General features: G+C 59.2%; 18 protein-coding genes. 7 read left to right on the top strand and 11 right to left on the bottom strand.

Annotated elements, in window-relative coordinates; all coding sequences use genetic code 11:
- Positions 1-283: 283 nt before the first annotated feature.
- Both WA225_RS00760 and WA225_RS00765 read left to right on the top strand, forming a co-directional pair.
- Positions 284-532, top strand: coding sequence for a hypothetical protein (locus WA225_RS00760; protein ID WP_277761771.1), 249 nt, complete (start codon positions 284-286; stop codon positions 530-532).
- A gap of 65 nt (positions 533-597) precedes the next feature.
- Positions 598-960 (top strand): hypothetical protein, encoded by a 363-nt coding sequence (locus tag WA225_RS00765; RefSeq protein ID WP_422606496.1) that lies wholly within the window; start codon positions 598-600, stop codon positions 958-960.
- Positions 961-1,022: 62 nt separating this feature from the next.
- On the opposite strand, the gene WA225_RS00770 is transcribed toward WA225_RS00765, so the two are convergent.
- Both WA225_RS00770 and WA225_RS00775 read right to left on the bottom strand, forming a co-directional pair.
- Positions 1,023-2,066, bottom strand: a complete 1,044-nt coding sequence (locus WA225_RS00770) for an LLM class flavin-dependent oxidoreductase (RefSeq protein ID WP_422606497.1) — start codon at positions 2,064-2,066, stop codon at positions 1,023-1,025.
- 148 nt (positions 2,067-2,214) lie between these two features.
- Positions 2,215-2,700 carry a flavin reductase family protein gene (locus WA225_RS00775; RefSeq protein ID WP_016987069.1) on the bottom strand — a complete coding sequence of 162 codons (486 nt, stop codon included), beginning with the start codon at positions 2,698-2,700 and terminating at the stop codon, positions 2,215-2,217.
- Between the two features lie 324 nt (positions 2,701-3,024).
- Between WA225_RS00775 and WA225_RS00780 the strand changes: the two genes are divergently transcribed.
- Both WA225_RS00780 and WA225_RS00785 read left to right on the top strand, forming a co-directional pair.
- On the top strand, positions 3,025-4,431 hold the full coding sequence (locus WA225_RS00780; RefSeq protein WP_422606498.1) for a purine-cytosine permease family protein: 1,407 nt from the start codon (positions 3,025-3,027) through the stop codon (positions 4,429-4,431).
- Between the two features lie 249 nt (positions 4,432-4,680).
- Complete coding sequence (locus WA225_RS00785; protein WP_422606499.1) at positions 4,681-5,781, top strand: polyamine ABC transporter substrate-binding protein; 1,101 nt, start codon at positions 4,681-4,683, stop codon at positions 5,779-5,781.
- A gap of 126 nt (positions 5,782-5,907) precedes the next feature.
- On the opposite strand, the gene WA225_RS00790 is transcribed toward WA225_RS00785, so the two are convergent.
- The gene (locus WA225_RS00790) at positions 5,908-6,882 is read right to left on the bottom strand and encodes a TerC family protein (protein WP_422606500.1); all 975 of its coding nucleotides are present in this window, start codon (positions 6,880-6,882) and stop codon (positions 5,908-5,910) included.
- A gap of 164 nt (positions 6,883-7,046) precedes the next feature.
- On the opposite strand from WA225_RS00790, the gene WA225_RS00795 reads away from it, so the two are divergent.
- Entirely contained in the window at positions 7,047-7,991 is a 945-nt protein-coding gene (locus WA225_RS00795; protein WP_422606501.1) for a Dyp-type peroxidase, read from the top strand.
- Here WA225_RS00795 and WA225_RS00800 read toward each other — a convergent pair whose 3' ends face one another.
- Positions 7,992-8,780 (bottom strand): AraC family transcriptional regulator, encoded by a 789-nt coding sequence (locus WA225_RS00800; RefSeq protein ID WP_422606502.1) that lies wholly within the window; start codon positions 8,778-8,780, stop codon positions 7,992-7,994.
- Between the two features lie 84 nt (positions 8,781-8,864).
- Here WA225_RS00800 and WA225_RS00805 point away from each other — a divergent pair, with 84 nt between their 5' ends.
- Complete coding sequence (locus WA225_RS00805; protein ID WP_422606503.1) at positions 8,865-9,863, top strand: bile acid:sodium symporter family protein; 999 nt, start codon at positions 8,865-8,867, stop codon at positions 9,861-9,863.
- 34 nt (positions 9,864-9,897) lie between these two features.
- Here WA225_RS00805 and WA225_RS00810 read toward each other — a convergent pair whose 3' ends face one another.
- On the bottom strand, positions 9,898-10,500 hold the full coding sequence (locus WA225_RS00810) for a LuxR C-terminal-related transcriptional regulator (protein WP_422606504.1): 603 nt from the start codon (positions 10,498-10,500) through the stop codon (positions 9,898-9,900).
- A 114-nt stretch (positions 10,501-10,614) separates the two neighbouring features.
- On the opposite strand from WA225_RS00810, the gene WA225_RS00815 reads away from it, so the two are divergent.
- Complete coding sequence (locus WA225_RS00815; protein WP_422606505.1) at positions 10,615-12,243, top strand: hybrid sensor histidine kinase/response regulator; 1,629 nt, start codon at positions 10,615-10,617, stop codon at positions 12,241-12,243.
- 85 nt (positions 12,244-12,328) lie between these two features.
- Here the strand turns inward: WA225_RS00815 and yecR are convergent, their stop codons facing one another.
- The 6 genes from yecR to WA225_RS00845 all read right to left on the bottom strand — a co-directional run bounded on the left by yecR (position 12,329) and on the right by WA225_RS00845 (position 16,926).
- Positions 12,329-12,637: a YecR family lipoprotein gene (gene yecR / locus WA225_RS00820; protein ID WP_422606506.1), complete on the bottom strand. Its 309-nt coding sequence runs from the start codon at positions 12,635-12,637 to the stop codon at positions 12,329-12,331.
- Positions 12,638-12,669: 32 nt separating this feature from the next.
- Complete coding sequence (locus WA225_RS00825) at positions 12,670-12,984, bottom strand: hypothetical protein (RefSeq protein ID WP_422606507.1); 315 nt, start codon at positions 12,982-12,984, stop codon at positions 12,670-12,672.
- Between the two features lie 234 nt (positions 12,985-13,218).
- Positions 13,219-13,572: a hypothetical protein gene (locus tag WA225_RS00830; protein ID WP_422606508.1), complete on the bottom strand. Its 354-nt coding sequence runs from the start codon at positions 13,570-13,572 to the stop codon at positions 13,219-13,221.
- Positions 13,573-13,578: 6 nt separating this feature from the next.
- The gene (locus WA225_RS00835; protein ID WP_422606509.1) at positions 13,579-13,716 is read right to left on the bottom strand and encodes a hypothetical protein; all 138 of its coding nucleotides are present in this window, start codon (positions 13,714-13,716) and stop codon (positions 13,579-13,581) included.
- A 664-nt stretch (positions 13,717-14,380) separates the two neighbouring features.
- Positions 14,381-15,553: a cystathionine gamma-synthase gene (locus tag WA225_RS00840; RefSeq protein ID WP_007918059.1), complete on the bottom strand. Its 1,173-nt coding sequence runs from the start codon at positions 15,551-15,553 to the stop codon at positions 14,381-14,383.
- Positions 15,550-16,926, bottom strand: coding sequence for a pyridoxal-phosphate dependent enzyme (locus WA225_RS00845; protein WP_422606510.1), 1,377 nt, complete (start codon positions 16,924-16,926; stop codon positions 15,550-15,552). The genes WA225_RS00840 and WA225_RS00845 overlap by 4 nt, the downstream gene beginning before the upstream one ends.
- Positions 16,927-17,235: the final 309 nt, after the last annotated feature.

Consider the following 17,235-nt stretch of genomic DNA (forward strand, 5'->3'; position numbering starts at 1 on the left):
TCAGGCTCGAAAAAGTAACCTTGAGCGGCGCTATCAAAGCAACAGTCTCAGAGAACGACGAGTGCTCTCATTGTGGCGACTGGGCCTGGAGTATTGGTGTAGATGCATAGAGTTCGGAGGCAGCGGAGACTGGGAAACATTGGAGAAAGCTCTGCGTGATGAGGTGCATCATCAGGCGCAGAGCCTGGAGTAGATTTGTGGGGATCCCTCAGGGGCTGTCCCAGTTTTACGCCAACCAAGGAGGACCTCGACTGGTTCAACAGTATAAAGTGGGATTGAAACTATGATTGATTCAGTAACTGGAAAGCGGGTTGTGGTGTGCATTGACAATATTTATGGACCCTACATTCGGGTGTCGTCATTTCAGGACGGAGGGGCTATGGAAGATTTGCTGGATGAAAAATTCTTCGTCCTCTACTGGAAGGGAACCCCGGACGATTTGAAGGATTTGGGCGGGAATGAATACTATTTTGGTGGTGCAGCTGATCCCGTCAAACTGCAAACAATTCTCGACTCCATCGAATTTGAATAATCGTGGAATAAATGGGGACTGACGGTCTTTCCCAGTTTTACCAGTTTTATCGGAGCCTGAGCCATTTGAAATTGAACATTCATTTCCCTGACAACCTCATCTCTGATGACTTGCTCAGGCAGCAACGGATTCCCTGCCTTTGCAAGGTCTCAACGCAGTTCGAGATTTCCTTCTCGGATACAGTCCCCGAATCATCCGGGATCGTATCGGGCTGGAATCGTGAGGAGCTGGAGCGACGGGCAATCGCCGGGGCGGGTGGTCAATACACCCACTATGCGAACAGTCTGATTACCTTAAGTAAAATTAGCGAAGGCCTTTACCAGATCATTGATCTTGAAATGTTCTATCGAAGCTTTGGTTGGTGCACTGTATTTCGAGATGGACAATACGCACCCGCCGGAAATTTCTGGGACGATGAGCCCACGTAAAACTAAAACGCCCCGAACTCTATCGGGGCGTTTTCATTTACCGGGCTGAACCTGCAAAGTGTTTACCGAAACGCCGGCACCACATGCTTGATAAACAGCTCCAGCGACTTCTTCTTCTCCTCATGCGGCAAGCTGTTGTCACACCAGAAACTGAACTCATCCACCCCCAGTTCCTGGTAGTACTTGATCCGTGGAATGATCTCTTCCGGCGTACCGATCATCGCCGTTTTGTGCAAACTCTCCAGCTCAAACTCAGGGCGCCCGGTAAACTTCTCTTCCGGGCTTGGCGCAAGGAAACCATTGACCGGGGTCTGCTTGTTGCCAAACCACGCATCGAAGGTGCGATAGAAGCGTGAGATGGCTTTCGCGCCGACTTTCCAGCCATCCGGATCGTCAGCGGTGTGCACGTGGGTATGGCGCAGCACCATCAATTGCGGGCGCGGTACGTCTGGATTGTTGTCCAGCGCGGTCTGGAACTTGTTCTTCAGGTCGAGGACTTCTTCGTCGCCCTTCATCAGCGGCGTGACCATCACGTTGCAGCCATTGGCCACGGCGAAGTTGTGCGAGTCCGGGTCGCGGGCGGCGATCCACATCGGTGGGTTCGGCTTCTGGATCGGCTTCGGCACGCTGGTGGAGGTGGGGAATTTCCAGATGTCGCCGTCGTGGGCGTAGTCGCCTTGCCACAGGGCGCGGACCACCGGGACCATTTCGCGCAATGCCTGGCCGCCAGATGAGGCAGGCATGCCGCCGGCCATGCGATCGAATTCAACCTGATAAGCGCCACGGGCCAGGCCGACTTCCATGCGGCCGTTGCTGATGACGTCGAGCAACGCGCATTCACCGGCGACGCGCAACGGGTGCCAGAACGGCGCGATGATGGTGCCGGCGCCGAGGTGGATGGTGGTGGTTTTGGCGGCGAGGTAGGCGAGCAATGGCATCGGGCTCGGCGAGATGGTGTATTCCATCGCGTGGTGTTCGCCGATCCACACGGTGCTGAAACCACCGGCCTCGGCCATCAGGGTCAGTTCGGTGAGGTCTTCGAACAGTTGGCGGTGGCTGACGCTTTCGTCCCAGCGTTCCATGTGGATGAACAGGGAAAATTTCATGACGCTTCCTCGGATCTTTTGTTGTTGAGGCTACATGTGGGAGCGGGCTTGCTCGCGAAGGCTGTGTAACAGCCAGCATCTATGGCGACTGACAAGGCGCCTTCGCGAGCAAGCTCGCTCCCACAGTTGATTTGTGCAGGGCTGACGATCAGGCCAGGACGGGCAGGGCGCCCATCTTGCCGTGGCAATACACCAGCGGCCCGGCGATTTGCTCGGGGACGATCAGGTTTTTCACCGCGCCGACCATGATGGCGTGGTCGCCGCCTTCATATTCGCGCCACAGTTCACACTCGATGATAGCTGTCGCGTTGGCGAGGATCGGGTTACCCAGTTCGCTCAAGGTCCACTCGATGCCTTGGGCCTTGTCCTTGCCTTTGCGGGCGAAAGCGTAGGCTTCGCTTTGCTGGCCGCCGGACAGAACGTGGATCGCGAAGCGTTTGTTTTTGATCAGCACCGGGTAGGAATCGGAGCTGTAGTTGGGGCAGAACAGCACCAGCGCCGGGTCCATCGACAGCGAGCTGAAGGCGCTGGCGGTCAGGCCGACGATCTGGCCGTCATCGTCCAGCGTGGTGATGACGGTTACGCCGGACGGGAACGAGCCCATGACTTGTTTGTAGATGGCGGCATCGATCATTGGTCGGTCCTCGGGTGTTGTGACGCTGTTTTTATGTGTTTGTTGGTCTGATGGTATACCAGTATTCGATCTTTGCAAGGGCTTTTCAGCTGAACCGATAAACGTGCCGCGTTCGTCGGAAACTCAGCGTTTACGGGGCTTTCGGCTGGTCTACAGGCCACGGTTTCAGCGAGGATGGCGTATCAGCTGGCGTCGTAAACTACGGATCAGTCTTGTGAATTGTTTGGAATACCATAATATGGTCTGCATCTGAGGGGCGGCCAAAGAGCTCCCCCGGTTTGGCTTCAAACAACGATAAGAACAGACCAACTCGAGTTCATGCATATGTCCCAGATGTCCCGGCAAGATCCGTTGATCGAGAATCACACGGTCGACTACGTCCCACTCGCGGAACGCCACGGGAAGGCCCGCGACCTTTTCACCCTGTGGTTCAGCACCAACATTGCGCCACTGCCCATCGTCACCGGCGCCATGGTGGTTCAGGTGTTCCATCTCGATTTGCTCTGGGGGTTGCTGGCGATTGCGCTGGGGCACCTGATCGGCGGCGTGGTGATTGCCTTGGCGTCGGCTCAGGGCCCGCGCATGGGCATTCCGCAAATGGTCCAGAGCCGCGGCCAGTTCGGTCGTTATGGCGCGCTGTTGATCGTGTTTTTTGCGGCGATCATCTATATCGGTTTCTTCATTTCCAACATTGTGTTGGCGGGTAAATCCATCGTCGGCATCGCGCCGTCGGTGCCGGCGCCGATGAGCATCCTGATCGGCGCGCTGGCGGCCACGGCGATTGGCGTGATCGGCTACAACTTCATTCACACGCTGAACCGCATCGGTACCTGGGTGATGGGCAGCGCGTTGCTCGCCGGGTTCATCTATATCTTCGCCCATGACTTGCCGGCGGACTTTCTCACGCGCGGCAGTTTTAACTTGTCCGGCTGGCTGGCGACAGTATCGCTGGGGATTATCTGGCAGATCAGCTTCTCGCCGTACGTCTCTGACTATTCGCGTTACCTGCCGGCCGACATTGGTATCGCCAAACCGTTCTGGGCGACCTATCTGGGTGCGACGCTGGGCACGATTCTGTCGTTCAGTTTCGGCGCGGTGGCCGTGCTGGCGACTCCGGAAGGTACCGAAGCGATGGCGGCGGTCAAGCAGTCCACCGGGTGGCTCGGGCCTATCCTGATGGTGCTGTTCCTGCTGAATATCATCAGCCACAACGCCCTCAATCTGTATGGCGCGGTGCTGTCGATCATCACCTCGATCCAGACTTTCGCCAGTCAATGGACGCCGAGCATCAAAGTGCGCGTGGTGTTGTCGAGTGTGGTGTTGGCCGGTTGCTGCGTGGTGGCGCTCGGTGCGTCGGCGGATTTCATTTCCCAGTTTATCGGCCTGATTCTGGCGCTGCTGCTGGTGCTGGTGCCGTGGGCGTCGATCAACCTCATCGACTTCTACCTGATCAAGCGCGGCAACTACGACATCACATCGATTTTCCGCGCTGATGGCGGGGTTTATGGGCGTTTCAACCTGCACGCGATCATTGCCTACTTCATCGGCATCATCGTGCAGTTGCCGTTCGCCAATACGTCGCTGTACGTCGGGCCTTACGCCAATCTGGTCGACGGTGCGGATCTGTCCTGGCTGGTCGGCCTGGTGGTCACCGTGCCGTTGTATTACTGCCTGGCGACCCGCGGCCAGACACAGCAGAGCAGGGCGGCGAGATTGGGTTACACCGACTGAGCTGATCCGTTACTCGACAATGCCCGGCCAAGTGCCGGGCATTGTCGTTTACGCATTCTGACGGTCATTCAAATTGGCCATATCGATCCCCTTTTGGCCGATCACCCACTGTGCTCGGGCGACGCTGTCAGCAAGAATCAAAACCACAATTAATCGCTGGACTTCTTTGCCCTTGGCTACCTTTCAAGCCGCTGCCGTGTACAGAACATAAAAACCATCGAACTCACGCCGCATTTTGGGGAAACAACCATGGTCACGATGAAACGCATTCTGGGTGCCACCGTGTGTGGGCTGACGCTGTTGGCCAGCGCGGTCCAGGCCGAGCAGCGCGAACTGCGGGTGTACAACTGGGCGGATTACATCCTGCCCTCGGTGCCCAAGGATTTCGCTGCGAAAAGCGGCATCAAAGTGACCTGGGACACCTTCGACACCAACGAATCCCTGGAGGCCAAACTGCTCACCGGCAACTCCGGTTACGACCTCGTCGTGCCGTCGAACCAGTTCCTTGAAACGCAGATCAAGGCCGGCGTGTTCCAGAAACTCGACAAATCGAAACTGCCGAACTGGAGCCATCAGGATCCGGAGCTGTTGAAACTGCTGGGCAAGAACGATCCGGGCAACCAGTACGGCGTGCCTTATATGGTCGGCACCGTGCTGATTGGCTTCAACCCGGCCAAGGTCAAAGCGGCACTGGGCGACAACGCGCCGGTGGACAGCTGGGATCTGGTGTTCAAACCGGAGAACATGGAAAAACTCAAATCCTGCGGCGTGGCGATGCTCGATTCGCCGACGGAAATCCTCCCGTTGGCTCTGCATTATCTGGGCCTCGACCCGAACAGCCAGAACCCCGCCGACTATGAAAAAGCCAAGGAGCTGATGCTCAAGGTGCGTCCGTACGTGACCTACTTCAACTCGGCCAAATACATGACCGACATCGCCAACGGCGACATCTGCGTGGCCATCGGTTACTCCGGCAGCTTCTATCAGTTCGGCAACCGCGCCAAAGAGGCGAAAAACGGCGTAGTGGTCGACTGGCGTCTGCCCAAGGAAGGCGCGCCGATCTGGTTCGACACCTTCGCGATTCCCAAGAGCGCGAAAAACGTCGCCGAGGCCCACGAGTTCCTCAACACCTTGCTCGACCCGAAAGTGATTGCGCCGATCAGCGATTTCCTTGGCTACCCGAACGCCAACAAGGACTCGATCCCGCTGATCAACAAGGAAATCACCGACAACCCGAACCTGACCCCGACCCCGCAAGCGCTGAAAAACCTCTACGTGGTGCAGCCGTTGCCGCAGAAACTTGAGCGCGTACGTACTCGCGTATGGACCAGCATCAAGTCCGATAAATAACTATCGGTTAAATGAAATCCCTGTGGGAGCGAGCTTGCTCGCGAAGGCGTCGGATCATCCAGCATCATCGTTGAATGACACACCGCTTTCGCGAGCAAGCTCGCTCCCACAGGTTTTGGTGGTGTGTCATTCCGTGCTGCGTTCGCTTTCTCTAGTCATCACCAAACTCAGCAGCACCGACCCCAGAATCACCCCACCCACCACCGCCAGCGACCACTCCACCGGCATGTGCAGCCACGGCATCAACACCATCTTGCCGCCGATAAACACCAGCACAATCGCCAAACCATACTTGAGCAGATGAAAGCGGTTTGCCATGTCCGCCAGCAGGAAGTACAGCGCCCGCAAGCCCATGATCGCGAAGATGTTCGAAGTGAAGACAATGAACGGGTCAGTCGTCACGGCAAAGATCGCCGGGATGCTGTCGACCGCGAACATCAGGTCACTGGCCTCGATCAGCACCAGCACCAGAAACATCGGCGTGGCCCAGCGCACGCCGTTCTGCAGGATGAAAAACCGTTCGCCATGAAAGCCGCTGGTGATGCGCATATGCCCACGCACCCAGCGCAGCAGCGGATTCTTGTCCAGGTCCGGCTGATGCTCGGCAAACACCAGCATCTTGATTCCGGTGATGATCAGGAACACGCCGAACGCATACAGCAGCCATTCGAACTGCGACACCAGCCACACACCGGCAAAAATCATCACCGCGCGCATCACGATCGCGCCGAGCACGCCGTACAGCAGCACCCGCCGCTGCAGCTCCGGCGGCACCGCGAAGTAGCTGAAAATCATCACGAAGACGAACATGTTGTCGATCGACAGCGACTGCTCGATCAGATAACCGGTGAGGAATTCGAGGGTTTTTTGTCGGGCGATTTCAGCGCCAAACGCGCCGTGCAGATACCACCAGAGCAGCGCCGCAAAACTCAGCGCCAACAAACACCAGGCAATGACCCAGGACAAGGCTTCACGCACTGAGACCCGATGCGCCTTGCGCCCGCCGAAGACAAACAGGTCCAATGCCAGCATGGCAAGCACGAAAACGATGAAGGCGGCCCACATCCACGGTTCGCCGATATTGATGTTGGTGGCTGGCATGTCACGCTCCCTGTCTATTCTTGGATTGGGGTCAGACGAGGCCATGCTAGCGACGAGTTTGCGCCAAAGAAAAATCGTTTATTTCTGCGCAACAGTTCGTTAAAAACGAAGTATCAGCCCTCGTTAACAGCTCGGGCACTTTTTACGGAGCAATGTTTTCAGCGATGAATACCGACATTCTCGAACCTCAAGCGGTGTGCAGTCCGATCACCAGCAGCGCAATTTTCATTGTCGCGACGCTGAATGCCGGGGCTGAAGCCACGCAAACCGTCAAAGACTGGTGCGGCGATGTCGCCGGGTTGGTACGGTCGGTGGGCAAACGCGTACCGACAGGCAATCTGACGTGCATCTGCGGCTTTTCCTCGGACGCCTGGGATCGCCTGTTCGGCAGTCCGCGCCCGGCGTCGCTGCACGGTTTTCGCGAGTTTGGCGGGGAAGGGCGGCACGCTCCGGCCACCCCGGGTGACCTTTTACTGCACATTCGCGCCGATCAAATGGACCTGTGTTTTGAGCTGGCTACGCAAATCATGGCGGCCCTCGGCGATGCGGTGACCGTGGTCGATGAGGTGCAGGGGTTCCGCTATTTCGACATGCGCAGCATCATCGGTTTCGTCGACGGCACGGAAAACCCGGTCGGGCGCAAAGCGGTGAATTTCACCATCGTCGGTGACGAAGATCCGGACTTCAGCGGCGGCAGTTATGTGTTGGTGCAGAAATACCTGCACAACATGACCGCCTGGAACGGCTTGAGCGTTGAAGCTCAGGAGCGCGTCATCGGTCGCACCAAGCTGTCCGATATCGAACTGGATGACGCGGTCAAACCGAGCAATTCGCACAGTGCGCTGACCACCATCACTAACGCAGCCGGCGAGGAAGTGAAAATCCTCCGCGACAACATGCCGTTCGGCCGGCCGGGGGCAGGGGAGTTTGGTACGTTCTTTATCGGCTATGCGCGTTCGCCTGAGCCGATGGAGCAAATGCTTGAAAACATGTTTGTCGGCAAGCCGCCGGGCAACTACGACAAGTTGCTGGACTTCAGCACAGCGGTCACCGGCGGCCTGTATTTCGTGCCGTCAGCGGATTTGCTGGAAGAGCTGGCGGATCGCTGATCAGCGAAAAAACTCCCCCGGCGTTTCGCCAAACTGCTGACGAAACGCCGCGATAAACGCCGACGTCGAGTCGTAACCGCAGGCCAGCGCGACGTCGGTGACGCGTTCGCCTTTCTCCAGCGGTGTCAGCGCGCCGAGCAGGCGCAAGCGCTGACGCCAGGCGCGGAAGGTCAGGCCGGTGTCACGCAGAAACAGGCGCGTGAGGGTTTTTTCGGTGACGCCGAACTTCTCGCTCCAATGGCTCAGCGTGGTCTGCTGTTCCGGGTGTTGTTCAAGGCTTTGATAGATCTGCTTCAAGCGGGCGTCTTGCGGCAACGGCAGCATCAGGTCGATCTGCGGCGCCTCGGCCAATTGGTCGAGGATGACTTGAGCCAAGCGCCCGTGTGGGCCGCTCTGGTCGTATTCCACCGGAACCTCACTGAACGCGCGAATCAGTTCCCTGAGCAGATCGTTGACGCCGAGCACGTGGCAGCGCTCGAGCGCCCATTCGGCGACGCTGCAATCGATGTAGAGGCTGCGCATTTCCGTGTGCGGCGAACTGAACACGCGATGCGGCACACCCGCCGGGATCCACACGGCGCGCTCCGGCGGCGCGACAAAGCGGCCGGCGCTGGTCTGGATTTCCAGCACACCCTGAATCGCATAGGACAACTGCACCCACGGGTGGCTATGGCGCCGGGTCAGGGCGCGATTGGGCAGCGATTCGGTGCGCCCATAGAGTGGACGCGGCAGGCTGGGCAGCCCGGGAATGCTGCGACGCACGCTCTTGTCATGTCCTTTAGGCGGCATCTTGTGGCCCTTCGGCGTTAGTCGGTAATTGGCAGTCACGTTAGAGTCGTCAGCACGCACTGGCAACCCCCGGATGAACCGACCATGACCCGCCCACGTTTTTTGCCCGACAACTTCACCCTGACGCTGATTGGCGTCGTGCTGCTGGCCAGTTTCCTGCCGGCCAGCGGCCAGGTCGCCGTCGGTTTCGGCTGGCTGACCAACCTCGCCATCGCCCTGTTGTTTTTCCTGCATGGCGCCAAGCTCTCGCGCGAGTCGATCATTGCCGGTGCCGGTCACTGGCGCCTGCATTTGCTGGTGTTCGGCTTGACATTTGTGCTGTTCCCGCTGCTCGGGCTGGCGCTCAAACCGCTGTTATCACCGCTGATCGGCGACAAGTTGTACATGGGCATGCTCTACCTGTGCGCGTTGCCGGCCACAGTGCAGTCGGCTATCGCTTTCACCTCTCTGGCACGGGGCAACATCCCGGCAGCGATTTGCAGCGCGGCGGCGTCGAGCCTGTTCGGGATTTTCCTCACGCCGCTGTTGGTGACGTTGCTGCTCGACGTGCACGGTGACGGCGGCTCAACCCTCGATGCGATCCTGAAAATCAGCGTGCAACTGCTGCTGCCATTCATTGCCGGGCAGATCGCCCGGCGCTGGATCGGTGCGTGGGTGGGGCGCAACAAGAACTGGCTGAAGTTTGTCGATCAGGGCTCGATTTTGCTGGTCGTCTACGGCGCATTCAGCGAGGCGGTCAACGAAGGTATCTGGCATCAGATTCCGGTCGTTGATCTGCTGGGATTGGTGGTGGTCTGCTGCATCCTGCTGGCGCTGGTGTTGCTGGCCTCGACACTGCTCGGCAAGGCGTTCGGCTTCAGCCAGGAAGACCGCATCACCATCCTGTTCTGCGGCTCGAAAAAGAGCCTGGCCACCGGTGTGCCGATGGCGCAGGTGTTGTTTGCCGGTAGCACGATTGGCGTGTTGATTCTGCCGTTGATGCTGTTCCATCAGATCCAGTTGATGGTTTGCGCGGTGCTGGCCCAGCGTTATGCGAAACGCCAGGAATCGGTGCCGGAGTTGATGGCGCAAGTCGATCCATAACGCGAACCCCTTTCGGCGCTGCCGCAGGCGCCACTCACAGGCCTGAATATTTCACCGCCGCAGCCGCCCGCGAGGGTACATTCAGCGTGCGTAATAAAGACGACACATGAATGCGCACCGTGAACGGTGAAATATCCAGTTCACGGGCGATTTCCTTGTTGGTCTTGCCTTGCGCGATCAAGCGCAGCACCTCTTGTTGACGCGGCGTGAGGGCTGCGCTGGTTTCCAGCGGCAACAGGCCCGACGGTGCAAACTTCACCAGCACTTCACCTTGGCGAATCGCCAGAATCGCCTGACCGATTTCATCGGGGGCGATGTTCTTGCCGATGAAACCGTCGATCCCGACGGCCATGACTTCGTTGATCAGCGACTCATCATCGACCATCGACACCACGATCAACGTGGTGCGCGGCAGGCGCCGACGCAGCTCGGCGAGTTGGCTGACGCCGGTCAGTCCGGGAAATCTGAGATCAAGAATCAGCGTGTCCGGCTCGTCGCCCAGGGGCAACAGGGCCAGCACGGCGTCGAGGTCACCGGCCTCTTCAAGGGCTGCATCAGGCAACAACCGTTGAACCGTGCGCAGCATCGCCTCGCGAAACAACGGGTGATCGTCGGCTATGATAATTCGGCATGTCATGGCATGACCCTCCCTGGATCAGACATTACTCAAGGCATGCACCTTAGCATCGGGCGCGAGGGTTGCCTGTAGGTTGCTGCTGAATCTGACGAGTGCCGCACAAGGACGTTTACCATGAAGTTCGAGAAAAACACCGAACTCGACCAGGCCAATCTGCGCATTATCATCGCCAGTATCGCCGTGGTTTATATGCTGATACTGGGCTTTTTGCCGGGCCAGCGCTTCGATACGTACCTGCCGATCATTACCTACATCATCCTGTTTTTATTGGCCTCGATCGCCCTGCGCCAAGCGATTTCGCGCTGGCCGGGGCATTACCCGGCGCGACGGATTTTCGCCATGATCCACGATTACACCGGCACCTGCTTTGGTCTGGTGGTGGGCGGTGAGATGGCGTTGCCGCTGTATGCGGTGATCATTTGGGTCAACCTTGGTAACGGCATGCGCTACGGCTCGCGCTATCTGGCGATTGCCACCGGGCTGGCGTTGCTGGCATTGCTGTGTGTTTATCGCCTGACGCCGGTGTGGCAGGCGCAACCGTTCATGGTGTTGATGCTGATGCTCACCAGCACGGTGATTCCGTTTTATGCGCACTTGTTGCTGGAACGTACGCGCAAGGCTTCCGAAGAAGCGGTGGCGGCGAATCTGGAAAAGTCGCGGTTTCTTGCCCAGGCCAGTCATGATCTGCGTCAGCCGATTCATTCGATTGGCCTGTTTACCGCGTGCCTGCGTGAGTCGCGCTTGGGTGATGAAGAGCGGCGGTTGGTCGACAACATCGACCGCTCGCTGCTCAACGTCTCTCAACTGTTCCGCTCGATTCTCGACCTGTACACCCTCGATAACGGTCGTGTGCTGCCGAAATTGCAAAGCGTGAACCTGGGCGAATGGCTGGCGGAGCTGATTCGCCAGAATGCCGAAGCCGCACGCTGGGCCGGCGTTGAGCTGCGTTTGCGTCCTTGTCCGTACTGGGTTCAGACCGATCCGGCGTTGCTGGCGACCATGGTGCAGAACGTGCTGTCCAACTGCTTCAAGTACGGTGCACATCGACCGATATTGATCGGCGTGCGCCGGCGCGGGGCAGGGCTGGCCATCGTGATTTATGACCGTGGCAACGGCATCGCCGAAGAGCATCTGGGCAAGGTGTTCGAGGAGTTTTATCGGGTGCGGCAAGTGCGCGACAAGGATGTCGAAGGCGTCGGGCTGGGGCTGTCTATCGTCAAGCGTCTGGGTGAGTTGATTGGTGTCGGCGTTACTCTGCGTTCACGGCTTGGGCGCGGAACGGCGGTGACTTTGTACGGATTGCCGATCGCCGCGCCAGTGCCGTTAACGGTTAATCGGAATGAGGCGCGCCAAGTCGGTTTGCTGACCGGGCTGAAGGTGTGCCTGGTGGAAGATGACCGCAATGTGCTGCTGGCGACTTCAGCGTTGCTGGAGCGTTGGGGCTGTGTGGTTCAGGCCGAGTTGACGGCTCAGGACCTGGTCAGCGACTGCGACATCATCGTCGCCGATTATGACCTCGGCACCCATGCCACCGGCGTCGAATGTATCGACGATGTGCGCAAGCAGAGAGGCTGGGCGGTGCCGGCGATGATCATTACCGGGCACGACGTCGAGAAAATCCAGGCAGCCTTGCACGACCGCGACATTGCCATTCTGTCCAAACCGGTACGCCCGGCCGAACTGCGCGCAACCTTGCGAGCCCTGCGCGACCGGCAATCCGAACCCGCTGAAAGCGTTTCGTGAATGATCATCGCGGACACACCAAAGATCCCTGTGGGAGCTATCCTGCTAGCGATTTGGCCAGCGGGCTGGCTCCCACATTTTCAGATCAGCGCTTGCACAGGTAATCCTGGGTGATGGTGGTTTGCAGGCAGTTGTATTGGCCCATGGTGCGGCAGATGTTTTTCTCGGAGCCGGTAACCTCGGCGTTTTTGTAGCCCCAGGTCTTGCAGCGTTGTGCGGCGACGGTCAGGCCTTGTTCGGCGCTGGTCTGGCCGCTTTCGAATTGGCCCAGGTCATAGGAGACCTGGACGACGCCATCGTTTTTGCTGCCGCCAGTGGCTTCCCATTGTTTCGGCGTGGCGCAGCCAGTGAGGAACAGCGCGCTGAGGGTGAGTGTTGCGATCAGGGTTTTCATAAGTAAACGGTGTCCTTTACCGGGCGGGGAAGTTACTGCAACGGAATCGGCGAGGCGCCTTTCGGCAGGCATGACAGCGGCGGCGACATGATGCCCATGCTCGCCACGGCGATGATTACGCCACTGGGCAATTCACAGTTGTATTCCCCGACCGGGGTGTAAGCGGTGTAGTAGGTGAGGGTGCTGTCGTTGCGGATGTTGTCGATTTTCGACACCGGTTTACCGATCACCGTTTGCGCGCGTTCTTTCATGCTCGCTTCAGTGGGTTTGACGGTCTGGCAGCCGGCCATGCCGAGCAGCACAGCGCCGACCAGGGCGATCTTGCAGAGGTTTGTGTGGAGTTTCATGGTGTGTCTTCCTTGGTGTTGTTCTGATTTCCAGGCACAACGATCCCGCACGCTGCGAACGGGCAACGTTGAGGAACATCGGGGGTTGCGGGGGAATATACCGCCAGCGGACAGGGCGGTCGATTAGCACAAATGTGCTAGTGCGGCGCGCAACAGACGGCTCGCCGGAGCCGCCCGTTGGGCCGAGGGAAGATTACTGCGGGCTGTTGAACTGGTCGGAATAACTGCCCGTCATCAACGCGGAGGCAACACGATCAGAGCCAACGCCGACGCGCGAATAGGCCACCCGGTTGACGCCGGTACGATCGGCGCCATCTGAGGCCACCGCGCCCGCACCGACATGATCAGCCCCATCAGAAGCCACCGCACCGGCACCGACATGATCAGCCCCATCAGAAGCCACCGCACCGGCACCGACACGATCAGCCCCATCAGAAGCCACCGCGCCCGCACCGACATGATCGGCACCGTCAGAAGCCACCGCGCCTGCACCGACATGATCGGCACCGTCAGAAGCCACCGCGCCTGCGCCGACATGATCAGCACCATCGGACGCGACCGCTCCAGCACCAACATGATCAGCACCATCAGAAGCTACCGCGCCCGCACCGACACGATCAGCCCCATCAGAAGCCACCGCACCGGCACCGACATGATCGGCGCCATCAGCAGCGACTGCGCCCGCACCGACATGATCAGCCCCATCAGAAGCCACCGCGCCTGCACCGACATGATCCGACCCATCGGACGCCAGCGCCTGCGGTTGCGCCGCCCAGACATTGGGCACCACCACGGACGCCACGACCGCCAGAAGCACGCCTGACAACAGCTTGTGTTTCATAGTTTTTCTCCACGACCCAGCAGCCACAAAGCGATAAGGCATCGAGCGCCGCGTGTTCGCCGGCGCTACGACTCATTTGGCTCGGGTTAATCTGGTTGGCGAAAGGCACGGGCACACCGTCAGGCGTGCGGGTGTCGACAGAAACATGATCGAACTGATTGAGTATAGATCGCGATAGCGAGGCGGTGCGGCGGGGGGATCGACGGGCGTTAGGCGCTTCGCTTCCTGCCCGATGCGGGCAAAGCTCGAATCAGTCTAAAAACACTGATTCATGTCGACGAGCCTTTGCTAGGCTCAAAGATGTAGGCGAAGACGCAGACTGATGCGCAATCGGATAGCAAGGGGGCGTGGGGCGCGCTCCGAAAGGTACACGGTTAGAAAGATCTCCGCGCTGAGATCCAGCCCTTATGCCGTGTGAAGCAGCCGAGGCCGTACCTTTTCAATGTGGCCCGGTACTGTGGGAAGCCCGATAAACCTTGTAAGCCAGAGACCAGCACTGGCCGCCTGCTCGAACACCAAAGCCCGCTTCGTGCGGGCTTTGTCGTTCCTGCAAGGTCAGATCGATTGCAGCGCCTGCGCCAGATCGGCGCGCAGGTCTTCGACGTCTTCGACGCCCACCGACAGACGCACCAGACCATCGCCAATCCCCAGTTTCGCGCGGGTATCAGCCGGAATGGTCGCGTGGGTCATGATCGCCGGGTGCTCGATCAGGCTTTCAACGCCACCGAGACTTTCCGCCAACGCGAAGATTTTCACGTTCTCGAGGAAGCGTCGCGCACCGTCCAGATCGCTGTTCAGGTCCACGGAAATCATCCCGCCAAAACCACGCATCTGGCGCTTGGCCAATTCATGCTGCGGGTGCGAGGCCAGCCCCGGATAGTAGACGCGTTTGACCTGCGGCTGCTGTTCCAGCCACTGCGCCAGATCCAGCGCGTTGCTGCAATGACGCTCCATGCGCAGCGCCAGGGTTTTCACCCCACGCAAGGTCAGAAACGCATCGAACGGCCCGGCAATCGCACCGACCGCGTTCTGCAAGAAGCCCAGTTTCTCGGCCAGTTCTTGGTTCTGCCCGACCACGGCGATGCCGCCGATGACGTCGGAGTGACCGTTCAGGTATTTGGTGGTCGAGTGCAGCACGATGTCGAAACCCAGCTCCAGCGGCCGCTGGATATACGGGCTGGCAAAGGTGTTGTCGGCCACGCTGATGATCCCGCGTGCACGGCAGATACGGGCGATAGCGGCGAGGTCCGACAGGCTCAGCAGCGGGTTGGTCGGTGACTCGACAATCACCAGGCGTGTGTCGTCCTGCAGCGCCGCTTCGAACGCCGCCAGGTCAGTCAGATCGACGTAGCTGAAACGATGTCCGGCACTGCGCTGACGGACCTTGTCGAACAGGCGGAACGTGCCGCCGTACAAGTCATTGCCGGAGATGACGTGCGAACCGGCATCGATCAGTTCGAGCACCGTGGAAATCGTCGCCAGCCCGGAGGCGAACGCGAACGCCTGGGTGCCGCCTTCAAGATCCGCCACGCAACGCTCCAGGGCAAAACGCGTCGGGTTGTGCGAGCGGCCGTAGTCGAAACCCTTGTGCACGCCGGGGCTGTCTTGCAGGTAAGTGGAGTTGGCGTAGATCGGCGGCATCAGCGCGCCGGTGGTCGGGTCCGGCGTCTGCCCGGCGTGGATCACCCGGGTTGCGAAGCCTTGGGATTTATCGTCGTGCTGACTCATGCGAGGGATCTCCGTAATTGGTTAAGCATGTCGGTGCGGGTGATCAGGCCATGGAAGCCCGAGGCGTCGGCAATGATGGCGACGAGGCCACGGCTGAGCACCGCTTCCAGCTCGGAAAGAGTGGCGCCTGGGGCGAGGGTTTGCAGTTTGTCAGTCATCACGCTGGACACCGATTGGCTGAAGCGCGCGGCGTCTTCGTGCACCGGCAGGAGGATGTCCGATTCGTCGATCACGCCGACCAGTTGCTTGCCTTCCACCAGCACGGGCAATTGCGAGACATCCGCCAGACGCATGCGCTGGAACGCGGTCAGCAGGGTGTCGTCGGGGCCGACGCTGATCACGCGGCCGTCCTCGAAGCGGCGGGCGATCAGGTCGCGCAGGTCGCCATAGCCTTTGCGCTGCAACAGGCCTTGATCGGTCATCCACTGATCGTTGTAGACCTTCGACAGATAGCGCGTGCCGGTGTCGCAGACGAAACTCACCACGCGTTTCGGCTCTGTCTGTTCGCGGCAATACCGCAGCGCCGCCGCGAGCAGGGTGCCGGTCGACGAGCCGCCGAGAATGCCTTCAGCCTTGAGCAACTGGCGGGCGTGATCGAAGCTTTCTTCATCGCTGATCGAATAGGCGTGGCGCACGCTGGAGAGGTCGGTAATCGACGGAATGAAGTCCTCGCCGATACCTTCCACCGCCCATGAACCGGGCGTCGGCAGGGAGCCGTCGCGGCTGTATTGCGCCATCACCGAACCGACCGGGTCGGCCAGGACCATTTCCAGATCCGGCTGCACGCGTTTGAAGAAGCGGCTCAGGCCCGTCAGCGTGCCGGCCGAACCGACACCGACAACGATCGCGTCCAGATCGTGTTCAGTCTGCGCCCAGATCTCCGGTGCGGTGCTGCATTCGTGGGCCAGCGGGTTGGCCGGGTTGTTGAACTGGTCGGCGAAAAACGCACCGGGAATGTCTTTCGCCAAACGCGCTGCGACGTCCTGGTAATACTCGGGATGACCCTTGCCGACATCGGAACGGGTGATGTGCACTTCGGCGCCCATGGCCTTCAAGTGCAGGACTTTCTCGGTGGACATTTTGTCTGGCACGACAAGCACCACGCGATAGCCCTTGGCGCGGCCAACCAGTGCCAGGCCCAGGCCGGTGTTGCCGGCGGTGGCTTCGACGATGGTGCCACCGGGTTGCAGACGACCATCACGCTCGGCGGCGTCGATCATCGCCAGACCGATACGGTCCTTGATCGAACCGCCGGGGTTCTGCGATTCGAGTTTGAGAAACAGCGTGCACGGCCCGGTATCAAAGCGGGTGACTTGCACAAGCGGAGTATTGCCGATCAGCCCAAGTACGGCAGGGCGTGATTCCTTTGACATTTCTTCACCTCTTAATGGTGTTGATCGCGTTCCAATCGCGGGGGAAAAGACTCGCGTGCAACATAGGCTCAGACATCGGCTGTCGCAACCTTTAGTCGGTCGTAAATACAGCCAGTTCGATCTAACGATAGAACGAAATCAGAGGGCTGCAGGGCACGGTTTATCTGCGTTTATATAGACGCGTCATTGAGTATTCAAAGGGCGTCGTCACTGCCATCAATCGCTTGATCTGTGAAGGAAAATCCTGCTCCGAAAACGCAGTGGCATCGATGACGGTCCGCCACGCAGGCGTGTTCTCAAGCGCCAGCA

The sequence above is a fragment of the Pseudomonas sp. genome (assembly GCF_049300855.1).
Classification (GTDB): Bacteria; Pseudomonadota; Gammaproteobacteria; order Pseudomonadales; family Pseudomonadaceae; genus Aquipseudomonas.

Excerpts from the sequence above, each read along its gene's own strand:
- WA225_RS00840 (WP_007918059.1), bottom strand. The coding sequence starts at position 15,553 with ATGAGTCAGCACGACGATAAATCCCAAGGCTTCGCAACCCGGGTGATC.
- WA225_RS00835 (WP_422606509.1), bottom strand. The coding sequence starts at position 13,716 with ATGTCGGTGCAGGCGCGGTGGCTTCTGATGGGGCTGATCATGTCGGTG.
- WA225_RS00780 (WP_422606498.1), top strand. The coding sequence starts at position 3,025 with ATGTCCCAGATGTCCCGGCAAGATCCGTTGATCGAGAATCACACGGTC.
- WA225_RS00760 (WP_277761771.1), top strand. The coding sequence starts at position 284 with ATGATTGATTCAGTAACTGGAAAGCGGGTTGTGGTGTGCATTGACAAT.
- WA225_RS00815 (WP_422606505.1), top strand. The coding sequence starts at position 10,615 with ATGAAGTTCGAGAAAAACACCGAACTCGACCAGGCCAATCTGCGCATT.
- WA225_RS00795 (WP_422606501.1), top strand. The coding sequence starts at position 7,047 with ATGAATACCGACATTCTCGAACCTCAAGCGGTGTGCAGTCCGATCACC.
- WA225_RS00830 (WP_422606508.1), bottom strand. The coding sequence starts at position 13,572 with ATGGTGCTGATCATGTTGGTGCTGGAGCGGTCGCGTCCGATGGTGCTG.
- WA225_RS00825 (WP_422606507.1), bottom strand. The coding sequence starts at position 12,984 with ATGAAACTCCACACAAACCTCTGCAAGATCGCCCTGGTCGGCGCTGTG.
- WA225_RS00785 (WP_422606499.1), top strand. The coding sequence starts at position 4,681 with ATGGTCACGATGAAACGCATTCTGGGTGCCACCGTGTGTGGGCTGACG.
- WA225_RS00790 (WP_422606500.1), bottom strand. The coding sequence starts at position 6,882 with ATGCCAGCCACCAACATCAATATCGGCGAACCGTGGATGTGGGCCGCC.
- WA225_RS00845 (WP_422606510.1), bottom strand. The coding sequence starts at position 16,926 with ATGTCAAAGGAATCACGCCCTGCCGTACTTGGGCTGATCGGCAATACT.
- WA225_RS00770 (WP_422606497.1), bottom strand. The coding sequence starts at position 2,066 with ATGAAATTTTCCCTGTTCATCCACATGGAACGCTGGGACGAAAGCGTC.
- WA225_RS00805 (WP_422606503.1), top strand. The coding sequence starts at position 8,865 with ATGACCCGCCCACGTTTTTTGCCCGACAACTTCACCCTGACGCTGATT.
- yecR (WP_422606506.1), bottom strand. The coding sequence starts at position 12,637 with ATGAAAACCCTGATCGCAACACTCACCCTCAGCGCGCTGTTCCTCACT.
- WA225_RS00810 (WP_422606504.1), bottom strand. The coding sequence starts at position 10,500 with ATGACATGCCGAATTATCATAGCCGACGATCACCCGTTGTTTCGCGAG.
- WA225_RS00775 (WP_016987069.1), bottom strand. The coding sequence starts at position 2,700 with ATGATCGATGCCGCCATCTACAAACAAGTCATGGGCTCGTTCCCGTCC.
- WA225_RS00800 (WP_422606502.1), bottom strand. The coding sequence starts at position 8,780 with ATGCCGCCTAAAGGACATGACAAGAGCGTGCGTCGCAGCATTCCCGGG.